Annotated in this window: 10 protein-coding genes; 7 read left to right on the top strand and 3 right to left on the bottom strand. The window is 67.6% G+C overall.

Annotated features, from left to right (window positions below):
* Positions 1-9 precede the first annotated feature (9 nt).
* Positions 10-948 (bottom strand): aldo/keto reductase, encoded by a 939-nt coding sequence (locus MWU77_RS20290; RefSeq protein ID WP_169690511.1) that lies wholly within the window; start codon positions 946-948, stop codon positions 10-12.
* A gap of 205 nt (positions 949-1,153) precedes the next feature.
* On the opposite strand from MWU77_RS20290, the gene MWU77_RS20285 reads away from it, so the two are divergent.
* Genes MWU77_RS20285 through MWU77_RS20270 form a run of 4 tightly spaced genes read left to right on the top strand, consistent with a single transcriptional unit; the run spans position 1,154 to position 4,212 of the window.
* Entirely contained in the window at positions 1,154-1,999 is an 846-nt protein-coding gene (locus MWU77_RS20285) for an undecaprenyl-diphosphate phosphatase (RefSeq protein WP_169690510.1), read from the top strand.
* Between the two features lie 46 nt (positions 2,000-2,045).
* Positions 2,046-2,780, top strand: coding sequence for a histidine phosphatase family protein (locus tag MWU77_RS20280; protein ID WP_169690509.1), 735 nt, complete (start codon positions 2,046-2,048; stop codon positions 2,778-2,780).
* A 42-nt stretch (positions 2,781-2,822) separates the two neighbouring features.
* Positions 2,823-3,410, top strand: coding sequence for a DUF3090 domain-containing protein (locus tag MWU77_RS20275; RefSeq protein ID WP_169690508.1), 588 nt, complete (start codon positions 2,823-2,825; stop codon positions 3,408-3,410).
* Positions 3,411-3,414: 4 nt separating this feature from the next.
* Complete coding sequence (locus MWU77_RS20270) at positions 3,415-4,212, top strand: SCO1664 family protein (RefSeq protein ID WP_169690507.1); 798 nt, start codon at positions 3,415-3,417, stop codon at positions 4,210-4,212.
* A 6-nt stretch (positions 4,213-4,218) separates the two neighbouring features.
* Here MWU77_RS20270 and MWU77_RS20265 read toward each other — a convergent pair whose 3' ends face one another.
* Positions 4,219-5,172 carry a DUF808 domain-containing protein gene (locus MWU77_RS20265; RefSeq protein ID WP_247274620.1) on the bottom strand — a complete coding sequence of 318 codons (954 nt, stop codon included), beginning with the start codon at positions 5,170-5,172 and terminating at the stop codon, positions 4,219-4,221.
* 142 nt (positions 5,173-5,314) lie between these two features.
* On the opposite strand from MWU77_RS20265, the gene mshC reads away from it, so the two are divergent.
* The 3 genes from mshC (at position 5,315) to MWU77_RS20250 (ending at position 11,438) form a co-directional block, all read left to right on the top strand.
* Positions 5,315-6,556, top strand: coding sequence for a cysteine--1-D-myo-inosityl 2-amino-2-deoxy-alpha-D-glucopyranoside ligase (gene mshC, locus MWU77_RS20260; protein ID WP_169690506.1), 1,242 nt, complete (start codon positions 5,315-5,317; stop codon positions 6,554-6,556).
* 92 nt (positions 6,557-6,648) lie between these two features.
* A complete protein-coding gene (locus MWU77_RS25030) occupies positions 6,649-7,995 on the top strand; it encodes an SWIM zinc finger family protein (protein WP_169690505.1) in 1,347 nt (448 codons plus the stop codon).
* Positions 7,992-11,438, top strand: a complete 3,447-nt coding sequence (locus tag MWU77_RS20250; RefSeq protein WP_247274619.1) for a hypothetical protein — start codon at positions 7,992-7,994, stop codon at positions 11,436-11,438. Before MWU77_RS25030 ends, MWU77_RS20250 begins: the two co-directional genes overlap by 4 nt.
* Here the strand turns inward: MWU77_RS20250 and MWU77_RS20245 are convergent.
* Positions 11,343-14,558, bottom strand: coding sequence for an SNF2-related protein (locus MWU77_RS20245; protein ID WP_247274618.1), 3,216 nt, complete (start codon positions 14,556-14,558; stop codon positions 11,343-11,345). The genes MWU77_RS20250 and MWU77_RS20245 overlap by 96 nt on opposite strands.
* Between the last annotated feature and the right edge of the window lie 155 nt (positions 14,559-14,713).

Raw genomic sequence — 14,713 nt, 5'->3', positions numbered from 1 at the left:
GGTTCCAGCTCACGCACTGACGTCGTCGAGTGCAGCCGAAATCGCCGGCGGCAACGCCAGCTCCTCCGCGACCAGCACTCCCGTCAACTGTGCCAGATCACGCGCGCCGACCAGGGCCGAGGCGACGTGCGGGCGATCACGCACCCACGCCAGCGCCACGGCCAACGGAGAGGTCCCGAGCCCGTCCGCGGCGGTAGCGACCGCGTCGACCACCCGGACCGCGGACTTCGTCAGGTACCGCTGCACCTCGTCGGTGTGCACGTCGTCGGCGCCCCGCGAGTCGGCGGGCGTCCCCGAGCGATACTTGCCCGTGAGCACCCCACCGGCGAGCGGGACCGCCGCGAACACACCGACGCCATGATGCGCAGCTGCGGGAATCAGTTCCTCCTCGACGCCCCGAGCGAGCAGCGAGTACTCGACCTGTGTACTCACCAGCGGGGCGGGCCGTCCGGTACACGCCGCCGCGGTCGCGAGCTGCCACCCGAGGAAGCCACGCACCCCGACGTACCGGACACGGCCACTGGACACCGCGAACTCGAGAGCCGAAGCGACCTCGTCGATAGGTGTGTGCGGGTCCCAGGTCGCGACCTGCCAGATATCGAGATGATCGGTGCCCAGCTCGCGGAGCGTGTGGTCGAGCTGCGTGAGCAGCCCACCGCGGGAACAGTCGACCCGGCCGGCGCCCAGCTTGGTGGTGTCGATCCCGGAACTGCCCGAGAGCACCAGTTCATCGCGGGGCACCACATCGTCGAGCAGTTCGGCGAGGATGCGCTGCGCGACCCCGTCGCCGTACGCGGGAGACGTATCGACGAGAGTGCCGCCCGCGTCGACGAACGCCGACAACTGGGCCGCCGCTTCGTCGCCGTCGGTACCGCGCCCCCACGTCAACGTTCCGAGCCCGAGCCGCGACACGCGCAGCCCACTCGAGCCCACTGTTCTGTGTTCCATCCGCCTGTGATCCTCCCGACCGGAGGGAACGTGCCGATCGATGCACCGCCGTTCCCTGACTGGCACCTTAATGTCGGATGCACGACGAGTGATGGTCCGCCGCGCCGCGTACTGTTTCGCGGGTGAACCGGAATCTGCGCTCTTCGAATGCGGGCACCTCGACCCTTCGTCCTTCCTCATTCCGCGGCGGCGCCGGAGTCGCGGCATGACCGAATCGATGACCTGGCTGCAGACCATCATTCTCGGACTCGTGCAGGGCCTGACCGAATTCCTGCCGATTTCTTCGTCCGGTCACATGCGGATCGTCTCCGAATTGTTCTTCGGAGCAGACGCAGGCGCGTCCTTCACCGCCGTGACACAGCTCGGCACCGAAGCCGCCGTCCTCTTGTACTTCGCCGGCGACATCTGGCGCATCCTGTGCGCATGGTTCCGCGGTGTATTCCACAAGGAGCACCGCGACAACCACGATTACAAGATGGGCTGGTATGTGATTCTCGGCACCATTCCCATCGGCATCCTCGGTCTGGTGTTCAAGGACGAGATCCGCACGGTCGCGCGCAACCTGTGGCTCGTCGCGACCATGCTCATCGTCTTCTCGTTCGTCATCGCCGCCGCCGAGTACTACGGACGCCAACGTCGCACCGTCGAGCAGCTCACCCTCAAGGACGGTCTGATCATGGGTTCGGCGCAGGCACTCGCTCTGATTCCCGGCGTGTCCCGTTCCGGTGGCACGATCTCCGCCGGCCTGTTCCTCGGGCTGACCCGCGAGGCGGCAGCGCGATACTCGTTCCTGTTGGCCATCCCGGCCGTCCTCGCGTCGGGGTTGTTCAGCCTCCCCGACGCGTTCGAGCCCGTCGGCGAGGGGCTCGAGGCCTCCGGTGCTCAGCTCGCCGTCGCGACGCTCATCGCGTTCGGTGTCGGCTACGCGGCGATCGCCTGGCTGCTCAGGTTCGTGGTGAACCACTCGATGTACTGGTTCGTCGGATACCGCATCATCATCGGCCTGCTGCTGTTCGGTCTGCTCGGCACCGGCGTGATCGCCGCGACGTAGCGGACGTCGGACGCTCGGTTGTCACGAGACATCTAGGCTGGATCACATGACGGTCATCCTGCTGCGCCACGGACGGTCGACGGCCAACACCTCCCACATGCTGGCCGGTCGCACCCCCGGGGTGGAACTCGACGAGGTCGGCCACGTGCAGGCCAAGAACCTCCTCACCCGATTGACGGGCCTCGAGATCACCGAGATCGTCCGGTCGCCGTTGCTGCGCTGCCGACAGACCGTGCAGCCGCTGGCCAGCGACCGGGGACTGACGCCGACGATCGACGACCGGCTCGCCGAAGTCGACTACGGGCAGTGGACCGGCCGTAAACTCGGCGACCTCGTCCGCGAGCCGCTGTGGAAGGTCGTGCAACAGCACGCGTCCGCCGCGATATTTCCCGGTGGCGAAGGACTCGCGCAGGTACAGGCCCGCGCGGTCGAAGCGATCCGAGAGCACGACCGCCGCCTCGCCCACCAGCATGGCAAGGACGTTGTGTGGGTCGCATGCAGCCACGGCGACGTCATCAAGGCAATTCTGGCCGATGCGCTGGCCACCCATCTCGACGGTTTCCAGCGCATCGTCGCCGAGCCCGCATCGATCAGCGTCGTGCGCTACACCGATACCCGGCCCTTCGTGTTGCGCGTCAACGACACCGGCAGCGACCTCTCCGGTCTTGCGGTTGCCGACGCCCCGAAGTCCGTTCCCGGAGGTGAAGTGCCCGGCAGCGGCAGCGAAGAAGCCCAGGCCGACGACGCCCGGGAGGGACACGGCACCCGGAGCGGAGAATGACAGTGACCGACATGGCACAGTGGACGAACTCGAGGAGGTGCAATGGCCCGCGCAATACACGTCTTCCGGACCCCGGATCGGTTCGTTGCCGGCACCGTCGGTGAACCCGGCGACCGGGTGTTCTACCTGCAGGCCGTACACGACTCCCGGGTGGTGAGCGTGATACTGGAGAAGCAGCAGGTCCAGATCCTCGCCGACCGGATGGGACTGCTGCTCGAAGAGGTCCACCGACGGTTCGGCACCACGCTGCCCGACGACGCCGACGTCGACACCAGCCCCCTGGAAACTCCCATCGACGCGGAATTCCGGGTCGGCACCATGGGATTGGGCTGGGACGCAGACTCCGGAGCCGTCGTCGTCGAACTGCTCGCCGTCACCGAGACCGAACTCGACGAATCCGTCGTACTCGACGACACCGAGGAAGGCCCCGACGCGGTCCGGGTGTTCCTGACCCCGATCCAGGCGCGCGGCTTCGCGACGCGTTCCGAGATGGTGATCTCCGCTGGACGCGCCCCATGCCCGCTGTGCGGCGAGCCCATCGGCGGCGAGGGCCACATCTGCGTCCGCACCAACGGGTATCTCCGCAGCCCGGGTTTCGATCCGACCTCGTGGTTCGACGAGGAGAGCTGACGCAGTGACGGTTCCCGACGTGCGCGGCGTGCTGACCGACGGCGACCTGACCGTCGTCGGCCAGATCGTGCACGCCAGCAACGCCACGCTCGTCTGCGACGCCACACTCGACTCGCAGACCGTGCGGTGCGTCTACAAGCCCGTCCGCGGGGAACGCCCGCTCTGGGATTTCCCGGACGGCACCCTCGCCGGTCGTGAGGTCGCCTCCTACCTCGTCTCCGAAGCACTCGGCTGGGACGTCATCCCCATGACGGTGCTGCGCGACGGCCCGTTCGGGACCGGCATGGTGCAACGCTGGATCGACACCCGCGACGACTCCGCAGAGCGGCTCGACCTCGTCGACATCTGCCCGATCGATGCCGTCCCCGACGGGTGGCTGCCCGTGCTGCACGCCCGCGACATGGACGGCAGCGACGTGGCGCTCGTCCACGCCGACGACCCCCGCCTGCAGCGGATGGCCGTGCTCGACGTCGTCCTCAACAACGCCGACCGCAAAGGTGGACACATCCTCGAAGGGGTCGACGGCACCGTCTACGGCATCGACCACGGCATCTGCCTGCATTCTCAGAACAAACTCCGGACCGTGCTGTGGGGATGGGCGAACTCCACCCTCGAGCAGGCGCTGCTCACCGACCTCGACAAGCTGGCCCGCCGGTTCGACGAAGACTTCGCCGACATGTTGTGCGAGCACATCACCGACGACGAAGCCGCAGCGCTGCACCACCGCATCACCGCACTGCTCGAGCGGCCCGTGATGCCCCGCCCCGTCGGGGAGCGACGCATTCCCTGGCCTGCCTTCTGATCGAGGTCAGTGGACCTCGGAGCTCTTCTTCCGCTTCGGAATGAGATGCACGATCAGCACGACGATCGCGCCCACGATCAGCCCGACAATCGCGGACGTCACGGTGCCCGCGGTCCACGACAGGACACCGCCGAGCCCACCGTGCACGAGCTCACCGAACCAATGCTCGAGATCATGGAGGCGATCGGCAGGCCAATGGAACCCGGCCTCACCGACGTTGACGAGCAGAATGTGCCCACCGACCCACAGCATCGCGGCGATACCGACCACCGTGAGCACCGACATCACCTTCGGCATTGCGGCCACCAGAGCGCGCCCCACCCGCTGACTGAACGTCGATGTGCGTTGAGCGAGCGACAGGCCCACGTCGTCCATCTTCACTATCAACGCGACCACACCGTAAACGAGGATGGTGATCATGATCGCGACGACGATCAGCACCAGCAGCCGGGTCACGAACGGTTCGTTCTCGACCGACGACAGCGAGATCACCATGATCTCCGCCGACAGGATCAGGTCGGTGCGGATCGCGCCGCTCACCATCGACTTCTCGAACTCGGGTCCGCGGACTGCCGCGGGGACCTCCTCCTTCGCGTGGTGACCGCCGAAGAGTGCCTCGTAGACCTTCTCAGCGCCCTCGAAGCACAGGAACAGACCACCGGCGATCAGCAGATACGGCAGTGCCTGCGGAAGGAACTGACTCAGCAACATCGCCACCGGCAGGATTATCAGCAGCTTGTTGCGGATCGACCCGATTGCGATCTTGCGGATGATCGGCAGTTCGCGGTCGGGGGAGAAGCCGTGCACATAGCGGGGGGTGACGGCGGTGTCGTCGACCACCACTCCCGCAGCCTTGATGCTCGCCTTACCGGCCGCTGCACCGATATCGTCGATGGACGCCGCAGCCGCCTTTGCCAGTACCGCTACGTCGTCCAGCAGAGCGACGAGACCACCAGCCACGGGAACCTCCCACAATCTCGAGATCGGTAGAGCCGAACACGTGGTCGTGGCCGACACCGAACCGTACCGAATCCACGGTGACGCACGACCGCGGAGCAGGGGCAAGGCCGCGTGATCCGCCCACTCCATTAGGCTCGGGTTCATGCTGTCTTGGTCCGATGTCGCGATTCCGTCCGTGCCCGGTGAAGGCCCCCCACTGAGGTTGTTCGACACCGCCGACCGAGCGGTGCGCCCCGTCACCCCCGGCGCGACGGCCACCATGTACGTGTGTGGCATCACCCCGTACGACGCCACTCATCTCGGGCACGCCGCCACCTACCTGACCTTCGACCTGGTCAACCGCATCTGGCGCGACAATGGGCACGACGTCCACTACGTGCAGAACGTCACGGACGTCGACGACCCGTTGTTCGAACGCGCCGACCGCGACGGCGAGGACTGGGTTGTGCTCGGCATGCGCGAAACCGCTCTGTTCCGTGAAGACATGGAAGCCCTGCGGGTCCTGCCGCCACGCGACTACATCGGTGCCGTGGAGTCGGTGGGCGAGGTCGTTGAACTCGTCGAGAAGCTCGTGGCATCCGGAGCCGCCTACACCGTCGACGACGCCGAGTACCCCGACGTGTACTTCCGTGTCGACGCGACCGAACAGTTCGGATACGAATCCGGCTACGACCACGCCACGATGATGCAGTTCTTCGGCGAGCGCGGCGGCGACCCCGACCGCCCCGGCAAACGCAACCCGCTCGACGCCCTGCTGTGGCGGGCCCGGCGTCCCGGCGAACCGTCGTGGCCGTCCCCGTTCGGCGACGGACGCCCCGGCTGGCACATCGAATGCGCCGCGATCGCCCTCAACCGCATCGGCTCCGGCTTCGACGTCCAAGGCGGCGGCAGCGACCTGATCTTCCCGCACCACGAATTCTCCGCCGCGCACGCCGAAGCCGTCACCGGCGACCGCCGCTTCGCGCGGCACTACGTGCACACCGGCATGATCGGCCTCGACGGCGAGAAGATGTCCAAGTCGCGCGGCAACCTCGTGTTCGTCTCGAAGCTGCGCGGCGAAGGCGTCGACCCGGCCGCGATCCGGCTCGGACTGCTCTCCGGCCATTACCGGCTCGACCGGCCGTGGACAGCCGACGTGCTCGCGTCCGCGCAGTCCCGCCTCGATCTGTGGCGCCGGGCAGCGGCGTTGTCGTCCGCGGCGTCCGCCGAAGACACGGTCGCGCGGTTGCGTCAGCACCTCGCCGACGACCTGGACACCCCCAAGGCCCTCGCCGCCCTCGACGCGTGGGCGCAATTCGCGGTCGATCGCGGCGGCGACGACACCTCCGCACCGGGACTGTTCGCCGCCGCCGTCGACGCGCTGCTGGGTGTGCCACTGCGCTGACCCCACCCGTGCGCACTTCTGGTAGCGCGAACTACCAGAAGTGCGCACGGCGGCGGAGCCGCACTGTCGTACCCCGTCCCTACACTGCCGCCGTGTCCACAGGAACGTTCACGGGAGCCTCGACGCTCGACGACGATGCGCTCACCCTCGCTCTCGGCCCCGCCCTCACACCCCGCGGCATCGTGGCGGCGCCCACGTTCTTCCGTGGATTCGCGACCCACCCGCAGGTCCTGGCGCGCGGTCTGCTCGTGCTGGCCGACATCACCGCTACCCGGTACTTCCGGCACACGCCCACGTCGTTGCGCGATCCGGTGCTCACCGCGCACGGAGATCGACTGCGTGCCGAATGTTTCTCGGCGTGCAACGGAGTCCACGCGCGCCTCGACCTGCTTGCCGACGGCTTCGACGGCGGTGCCCTCGCGCACGGGACCACGAACGTCGACATCGGACCGGCGATGCGCAGCGCACTCGGATCGGTGCACCGGCATGCGTTGCTGCACCTCGCAGTGGGGATCGATGGCATGACGGTGTCCGATCCCCACCGGACGGACACCGAACGCCCAGTGGCGATGCCCGACCGCTGGGTGCGTGCACTCGGCAACGTCGCGGAGATGCACCGCGAACTGCACTGCGCATTCACCGTCGACGCAGCCGGCACCCGCCGTTTTCTGGCCACGGTCCCACCGGCCACTGGAGCGGAACGCAGCGGATGGCTCACACCGTCCACCTCGGGTGTGCGACTCGCCGCCCGGCCCACCCGCGGCGCCGTCCACATCGACGGACTGCACCGGCTCACCGCGGCGAAACGTCTCCTGCCGCATGTGCAGGGCATGACCGTGTACGGGTCCGATGGCTCCGAACCCGGTCCACTCGCAGTCGAATTCGCACTCCCGTCGGCACGTCTCGTACTCGGACTGACCGAACAGACCTGGCGCGGCCACTCCGGCGAAGGTGCGTTGCTGCAGGCACTCACCTCGCCGACGGTGCGCGACGACGCCGAGACGATCTCCGCGCTGCTCGCGTTCGAACCCTCCGTCGATATCGACCGGCTCGCCCGCGAGACGACCCTGGACCGCACTGCCGTGCACGGTGCGCTCGCGGTGTTGGCGTCCTCGGGACGGATCGGCTGGGACCTTCACGAGAGCACCTACTTTCACCGTGAGCTTCCCGACGATCCTGATCGCGTCGACACCGACAATCCGCGGCTCGTCGGCGCGCGCGGGCTTGTCGAAGCCGGTGCAATCACCGCGACAGGTCCGGACACATGGTCGGTCCGCAGTCGCGGCAGCGGCGGCACCACGGAACATCGCGTCACCGTCGGCCACGAGGCCGCCGAGACGGGCCGATGCACCTGCACCTGGTACCTGCGCCACGTCGACCGGCGCGGCCCGTGCCGACACATCCTGGCCGTACGACTCCACCGGAAGGACATCGCGTGACAGTCAGCGACGAACTCGCCGCAGCGATCGACATTTTCACCGAACTCGGTTGGAGCAAAGCCGATCTCACAGAGGCTCCGACACTCCCGCTCGGCACCGACGAGCAGCGACGTGTCGCGCTCGCTGGGCTGCGCACGGGGGAGTGGGGCGAGTTCGGGCAGATCGCCGAGCGTACCTACGGCTGGATCAGCTTCGTCGACGTCGACGACGCGGCCCTCGCCCTGTTCGCGATCCGGCTCGGTGTCGACGCGCGTCGCGCCGCGCATATCATGCCGTCCACACACCGGCTGGGCGATGACCTTGCAGCCGAGATCCTCGCGACCCGCGGTCCGGAATTCGCTCAGCGGTTCGTCGAGAGGGTATGCGTGTCGTCGCGGCGCGCATGGGAACACGCCACGTCGGTGCATGCCGGTGCGGCGGTGAGACTCATTGCTCATCACCGACTGCCCATCCCGCAGCACATCGAGTATTTGAAGGACTGGGCCGTGTACGCGCTCGGCGCGCTCACCGGCGAGGGCGAGCTGTTCCCCGCCGAACGCGGCTGGGTCGACGACGCCGTGATCGCCGAGCGGTTCGCCGACCACGCCCGCGCCGCCGTCGCCGCCGGACTTCCCGCGACCGGCCCGTTCCCCGCGACCTTGATGCCTGCGATAGACCGCGGCTGGATCGACCGCGCCGAGGTGGTCGAACTATGTTTCGCGACATTGGATTCCGCGCAGCGACCGGGCGACAGGAAAGCCTGGCTCCGGTTGCTCACCGACGAACTCGCCGTTGACGAAACGGAATTCGTGGAGCGTGCCGACGCAATGGTGTCGCTGATGTCGTTCGGAGACGGCTTCGTCATCGAAGCCGTCGCACCGATCCTGATCGCCGCCGCCGCCGTCGACGACGATCTGCTCGTCGATGTTCTCACCGTCGCTCTCAACGCACCGACGAAAAAGGCCCGGCGCGTCGTCCTCACCGCCGCGGCTGCGCGTCACCAGCCTGGCGACGACACCGTCGCGGCGGTCGCCGAGCTGATCGCCGACGATGCTGCCGACGGGGATCAGGCCCTCGCGCGTGCTGCAGCAGTCCTGAGGTCGGCGTGGGCGATCACGGCATCCGCACCGGACACCACGCCCTCGCCCGTACAGGGATTGTGGCAACCCACCCCTGAGGTGTGGCAGGTGCCGCGTTTCGATCCGGGCGAGGCCACGGTGGAGACCGTCACCGATGCTGCAGCTCTGTTGCTACGCCGCTACACCGGTGTGGTCGACGTCGAGGTCGAACGCTTCTTGGCTCTCGCCAACCGTCTCGCCCACGACGACCCCGACGGCGCCCGCGTCGCGCTCGGCGGGGTGCGAAAGAACTGGATTCCCGGGCTCGCCGTGGTCCGGACGTGGTTGCACGGTGAACCGAACTACCTGGCCGACCGGATCAACGGCGGCACAGAGGACGACCCGTGGTACCGCGACCGGGTGTGGGAGGTGCTGCATGCCCGCGAGGGTGCTGTCGTCGCGCAACTCGGATACGTGCCCGTGCTGCTGTCGACACCCACGTGGGTCGACCTTCGTATCCACCCCGACGACCTGCTCGCCCGGCTCGACACCTATGCGGCAGCCGATGTGGTCGCTACCGAAGCCGACCTGTTCGCGGCGCTGACCCGGCTCGACACCACGCTGGCCACCGCCGCGCACCGGACGCGCGCCCGGTCGCTGGCGGTGCCCGTGCAGACATCGGCCGGGACGCTGCTCTCGGTGACCGCGGGCCGCGTGCTCGCCTCCTATCTGGATGACCCCGTCGTCGAGCCGCGTCTGGTGCACCACCGGGAATGGGATCGTTGGGTCGCGGGCGACATTCGGATCCCGAACTCTCTCAGTGTTTTTCCGAAACGGCTGGCCTTCGACGAGTACCGTTCCGCCGACCCGGCGACACTGCCCACGTGGGGCGATGCGGCAGGACTGTCGGTCGGGCACGGCGACGACGCGTCCGCGGGGGTACTCCTGCGCCAGATCGCGCGCCGCACGACGCCGTTGACTCCGGGTCTGGCGGTCAACATGATCGGCGCCCAACGCGGATTCCATCGAGGTGCCGCCGCGGACGGCGCGACCGCCGTCGTCGAAGCGTGGCAACGTGGCCTGCTACGTCCGGGAGTCGCCGATGCCCGCTTTCTGGACTGGCAGACGACCCCGTCCGGTCTCGCGGCACTCGCACGCGCCGGCAGTGAACTCGCCGACGAGGGCATGCTGTCGGTGCTGTGGCCGCTGTTCGACGACCTGATCGCCGCTGCCGTCCACGAGACCCGGATGCCGCCGGGCGCCGCCGACCTGGTGGAAGCCCTCGACCGTTGGCTCCCCGAAACGCAGGGCGGTGTCGATGCCGGCGTCGCCGACGTCGACGTCCTCGACCTACCCGGGGTGCGGGCCCTCGCGGCGCGCAGCGGATCGTCGCGCGCCGTCGCCGCCGCACGCGCGCTCGTGGCAAGACTGCCGGAGCCCACGCGCGTGCCCGTCGAGGAACCGGTGCACGAGGAGGACCTCGACTTCGACGAATGGTGGCGCCCCGAACTCAGTGCCGCCCCGGCCGTCGACGACGGCGCCGTGATCACCGCGACCTGGGAGGACGCCTCGGCAGCGTCGAAATTCCTGTGCGTCGACCTCGAATTTCCGGACCGCCCCGGCGAGATGTTCCGCATCAGGAAGGGCTGGTTCTACGACCTCGAACACGAAGGGCAATGCGCCGCCGTCCGATACACAGACGGCGACCGACCGGGCGGCGACCGGCCGGATCACGGACGGGACCAGGTGTGGTTGCGGTGGGACGAGGCGTCGAAAACCATGATCGTCGGCGAGCACCGCAACTGGGTCGACGGCACCGACGGCCCGGTCGCGGGTGGCAGTGCAGCGCCGCTCACCACGTCGATGACCGCGGTCGTCCTGGTCGGCGCGTGCCACGGCAGGCCGGACATGTACTCGATCCGATCCATCCTCCGCGACGGTCTGATCGGATCGGGTTCGGTTGCCGTCGCCATGCGTGCACTACTGACCCAACCGGACGTGAGCCCCGCTCGTCTCGTGCGACTCCTCGAACGCGATGCGTCGTTGCTGCCGGTGCTGTGGCCCATACTTGTCGAATCGATCCGGTACACATCCGATCTGGACGGAGCTGCTCCGCGCTGGCTCAACCGGGTCCTCGACGTCGCGCTGCTTCACGCACCGCTGCTACGGGAAGCCGGTCGCCGCGGGCTGATTCCGGCGGAAGAGGCGCAGTGGCCCGGGCTCGACACTCTTGCCTCGCGGCTGGGCCGGTCGGCTGCGTCGACGAAAGCGAAGGCACTCGTCGCAGCCCTCTCACCGGCGGAGCCGCACTCAGTGCAGGAGCGCCCGGATGTCCTCGGCGGTCAAGGCCGAGGAGAACATCTCTCCGTCGTCGACGACGGACGAGAACAACTCGGACTTGCGTAGCTGCAGCGCCCGCACCTTCGCTTCGATGGTGTCGCGGGCGATCAGCCGGTACACCATCACGTTGCGGGTCTGCCCGATCCGGTGGGTGCGGTCGATCGCCTGCGCCTCCGCGGCAGGATTCCACCACGGGTCGAGCAGGAAACAGTAGTCGGCTTCCACCAGATTCAACCCGAATCCGCCTGCCTTGAGACTGATCAGGAACACCGGCGCGGCCCCGGCCTTGAAGTCGTCGAGCAGCTTTCCGCGCTGCTTGGTTTTGCCGTCGAGATACAGGTATTCGATACCGGTCGCGTCGAGGCGGTCGCGGATGCGGCCGAGGAAACCGGTGAACTGGCTGAACACCAACGCGCGGTGGCCACCGGCGATCACGTCGTCGAGTTGTTCGAGCAGCGCGTCGATCTTCGCGGAGCCGATCTTGCTGTGCGCCTCGTCGACGAGTGCCGGATCGAGACTCAATTGCCTCAGCAGCGTCAACGACTGCAGGATTGTGAAGCGGTTGCGGTCCAAGTCGCCGATGAGCCCGAGGATCTTCTGGCGCTCCCGCTGCAGCTGCCGGTCGTAGAGAGTGCGGTGCTTCGGTGCGAGATCCACCTCGAGCACCTGTTCCTGCTTGTCGGGCAGGTCGGTCGCGACCTGTTCCTTCGTGCGTCGCAACATCAACGGTTTGAAACGCTGCCGAAGCTGCGCGAGCAGTTCGGGGTTGCTGCCGCTCTCGATGGGCTTGCGGTAGTAATCCTGGAACTTCGTCGGGTTGGGGAACAGCCCGGGCGCGGTGATCGACAGCAGCGACCACAACTCCATCAGGTTGTTCTCCATCGGGGTGCCGGTGATCGCGACCTTCATCGGCGCGTCGATCTGCCGCACACACTGGTATGCCTTCGCCCGATGGTTCTTCACGAACTGGGCTTCGTCGAGCAGGAGCATCGACCAGGGGTGTTCGAGATAGTCGTCGATATCGATGCGCAGCAGGGTGTAGGACGTGATGACGACGTCGATTCCGTCGAGCAGCTCACCCAGGCCCACCCCGCGCTTGCCGGAGGTGTCGGTGATCGCGACGAGGTTCAGGTCCGGAGCGAACCGCTTCGCCTCGGCGGCCCAGTTGGGAACCACCGACGTCGGCGCAACGATGAGCACCGGGGCATCGGTGGGACGTTTCGCGCGGGCGTGGCAGATCAACGCGAGCGACTGCAGGGTCTTGCCGAGTCCCATGTCGTCGGCGAGGATCCCGCCGAGCCTGTGCGTCCACAGGAACGTCAGCCACCGGAATCCGTCGAGCTGATATGGACGCAGCGTGGCTCGCAGGGTTTTCGGGACCCGTGTTGTCGCTGTTGCCTTCACATCGAGAAGTCCCTGCACCTGCTTCTTCCAGGCTGCAGCCTGCCGGTCGATGACACCGAGCGCCGCCAGCTCCTCCCACATACCTGCTTGGAAACGGCTCAGTCGCAGCCGATCCGGGTCGTCGTCCTCGTGCAGCGCGCGGGCCTCGTCGACGAGCCGGCGCAGCTGCTGCAGTTCGGGTTTGTCCAGCGACAGGTACGCCCCGTCGGGAAGCATCAGGTACGACGCGCCCTCGCTGAGGGCCGTGAACACTTCGCGGAACGGGACAGTCTCCCCATCGATCCTGATGGTGATGTTCAGGTCGAACCAGTCCGAGTCGCCGGTCGCCTTGGTGGACAAGCCGATCCGCACGCTGTCGCCCACATCGCGATAGTCGGCGGGAGTGCCCTCGACTCGCACCTCCACATCCTCGCGGTCGGCCAGCAACGGCAGCAGTTCGGACGCCAGACGTGCAGTGTCGAGACCTGCGAGGGTGACACGTGCGAACAGTCGCCGATCGACGCTGTTGTCCAGGCCGTACGGTACGACGACGTCGCGGATCTCGGATAACAGCACATCTTCGGCGTCACGGTCGCGGACGGAATCGGAGAGTCGTTCGTACAACTCGACCGGATGCTCGGTCTCACCGACGGTGTAGACGAACTGCCAGTGCAGATCGGTGCGGTGCGCCGGCCGGAAGGCGACGTGCAGTAGCAGGGAAGGACCGCTCACGGTCGGCGCGGTGAACGATCCGTCGGCCGAGCCGACCGTGGTGGTTCGCTGCAGGCGCGGATAGTAGGCGGTGGCGAAGCGCGGCACCTGCTCGGCGGGCACCGCGAGCGCGGTACCGCCGAGCAGCAGCTGCTGCATCCCGTCCGGTGTGGTGCCGTGCAGTCGAGCGATGCGGAACGGGAGATCCGCGGGCGCGGTGTCGGTGGGATCACCTGGCGGCCGAAGGATCACGCCGTGTGCCGGGGCGCCGATGAACCCGAGCACAGACGCAGCCTGGTCGCCGACGCGCAGGGTGGGCGTGACGGTCAGGCCGTCGCCGGTGTCGGCGACGTCGACGCACACCTCCGCGACACCCGGCGGCGGCACCGCACCGTGCTTCTTCTTCGCGTAACGCAACTCGATGCCGTGAGCCGCCGCGTCGTCGAGCAAGGACCACAGTCGCGGCGACACGGCCGACAGGTCGAGGGTGTTCTGCGAGGTGACGTAGTAGCTTCGTGTCGCCGCCTGCGCCAACGCGGCGAGTTCGAGTAGCAGCTGTTTGTGCTGCGGGTTCACGTCGTACGTGTAGCTCAGGTTCGACCAGGAGATGTTCCCCGATACCCATCCGGTGCGGCCGGGACGCACCACACGTGCGGTGAGTTTCGGCGTGGGGAGTTGCGACGGCTGCGACAACGCCAACTGTAGGCCCAGAGGCACACCCCTGTCGGCCTCCTCACCGCCGAAGTATGCCTCGAACATGCCGTCCCAGTCGGGTGCCACGGGTTCCGGGTCGTTTGCCGGTGTCGTGAGGGTGAGCAGCAGCGCGACCGTGTGCTTGCAGTCGTACCCGACGGGGCACGAGCATTCGCCGTACTCGAACTCGAGGCCGCGCGGGCCGGGGCGCAGCTGGATGAGAGCGCGGTACATCTCGGTGCCGGCGATGGTCCCGATGCCGATCAATTCGTCTTCGTCGAAGGCGCAGTCCAGGACCGCACCGGACTCCGCATAGCGCTTGCCACGCGAAAAGGTAGGCGTGCCCACCGCCGACATCATCGAGTGGATGAGTCGCTCGTACTCGGGGTGCGCGGACATAGGCCAGCAGTCTATGCACCGACGACACGATGAGGCACACGCCGGGCAACGGAGACACGAATGCCAGTCCGTGGGGGCAGGCGTAGCGGCGGCATGACCAGGTCGAGGCGAACTACCTGGCGAGGTGACAGAATGGTGCGTCGTTCCAGATCACT

It is taken from the genome of Rhodococcus sp. F64268, from assembly GCF_023015605.1.
Taxonomy (GTDB): Bacteria; Actinomycetota; Actinomycetes; order Mycobacteriales; family Mycobacteriaceae; genus Rhodococcus.
The sequence above is the reverse complement of the archived record's forward strand: the minus strand, read 5'-3'. Positions and strand labels throughout refer to the sequence as shown.

What these genes read in the sequence shown, in the direction of transcription:
- MWU77_RS20285 (WP_169690510.1), top strand. Translation starts at nt 1,154, where the DNA reads ATGACCGAATCGATGACCTGGCTGCAGACCATCATTCTCGGACTCGTG.
- MWU77_RS20275 (WP_169690508.1), top strand. Translation starts at nt 2,823, where the DNA reads ATGGCCCGCGCAATACACGTCTTCCGGACCCCGGATCGGTTCGTTGCC.
- mshC (WP_169690506.1), top strand. Translation starts at nt 5,315, where the DNA reads ATGCTGTCTTGGTCCGATGTCGCGATTCCGTCCGTGCCCGGTGAAGGC.
- MWU77_RS20245 (WP_247274618.1), bottom strand. Translation starts at nt 14,558, where the DNA reads ATGTCCGCGCACCCCGAGTACGAGCGACTCATCCACTCGATGATGTCG.
- MWU77_RS20290 (WP_169690511.1), bottom strand. Translation starts at nt 948, where the DNA reads ATGGAACACAGAACAGTGGGCTCGAGTGGGCTGCGCGTGTCGCGGCTC.
- MWU77_RS20280 (WP_169690509.1), top strand. Translation starts at nt 2,046, where the DNA reads ATGACGGTCATCCTGCTGCGCCACGGACGGTCGACGGCCAACACCTCC.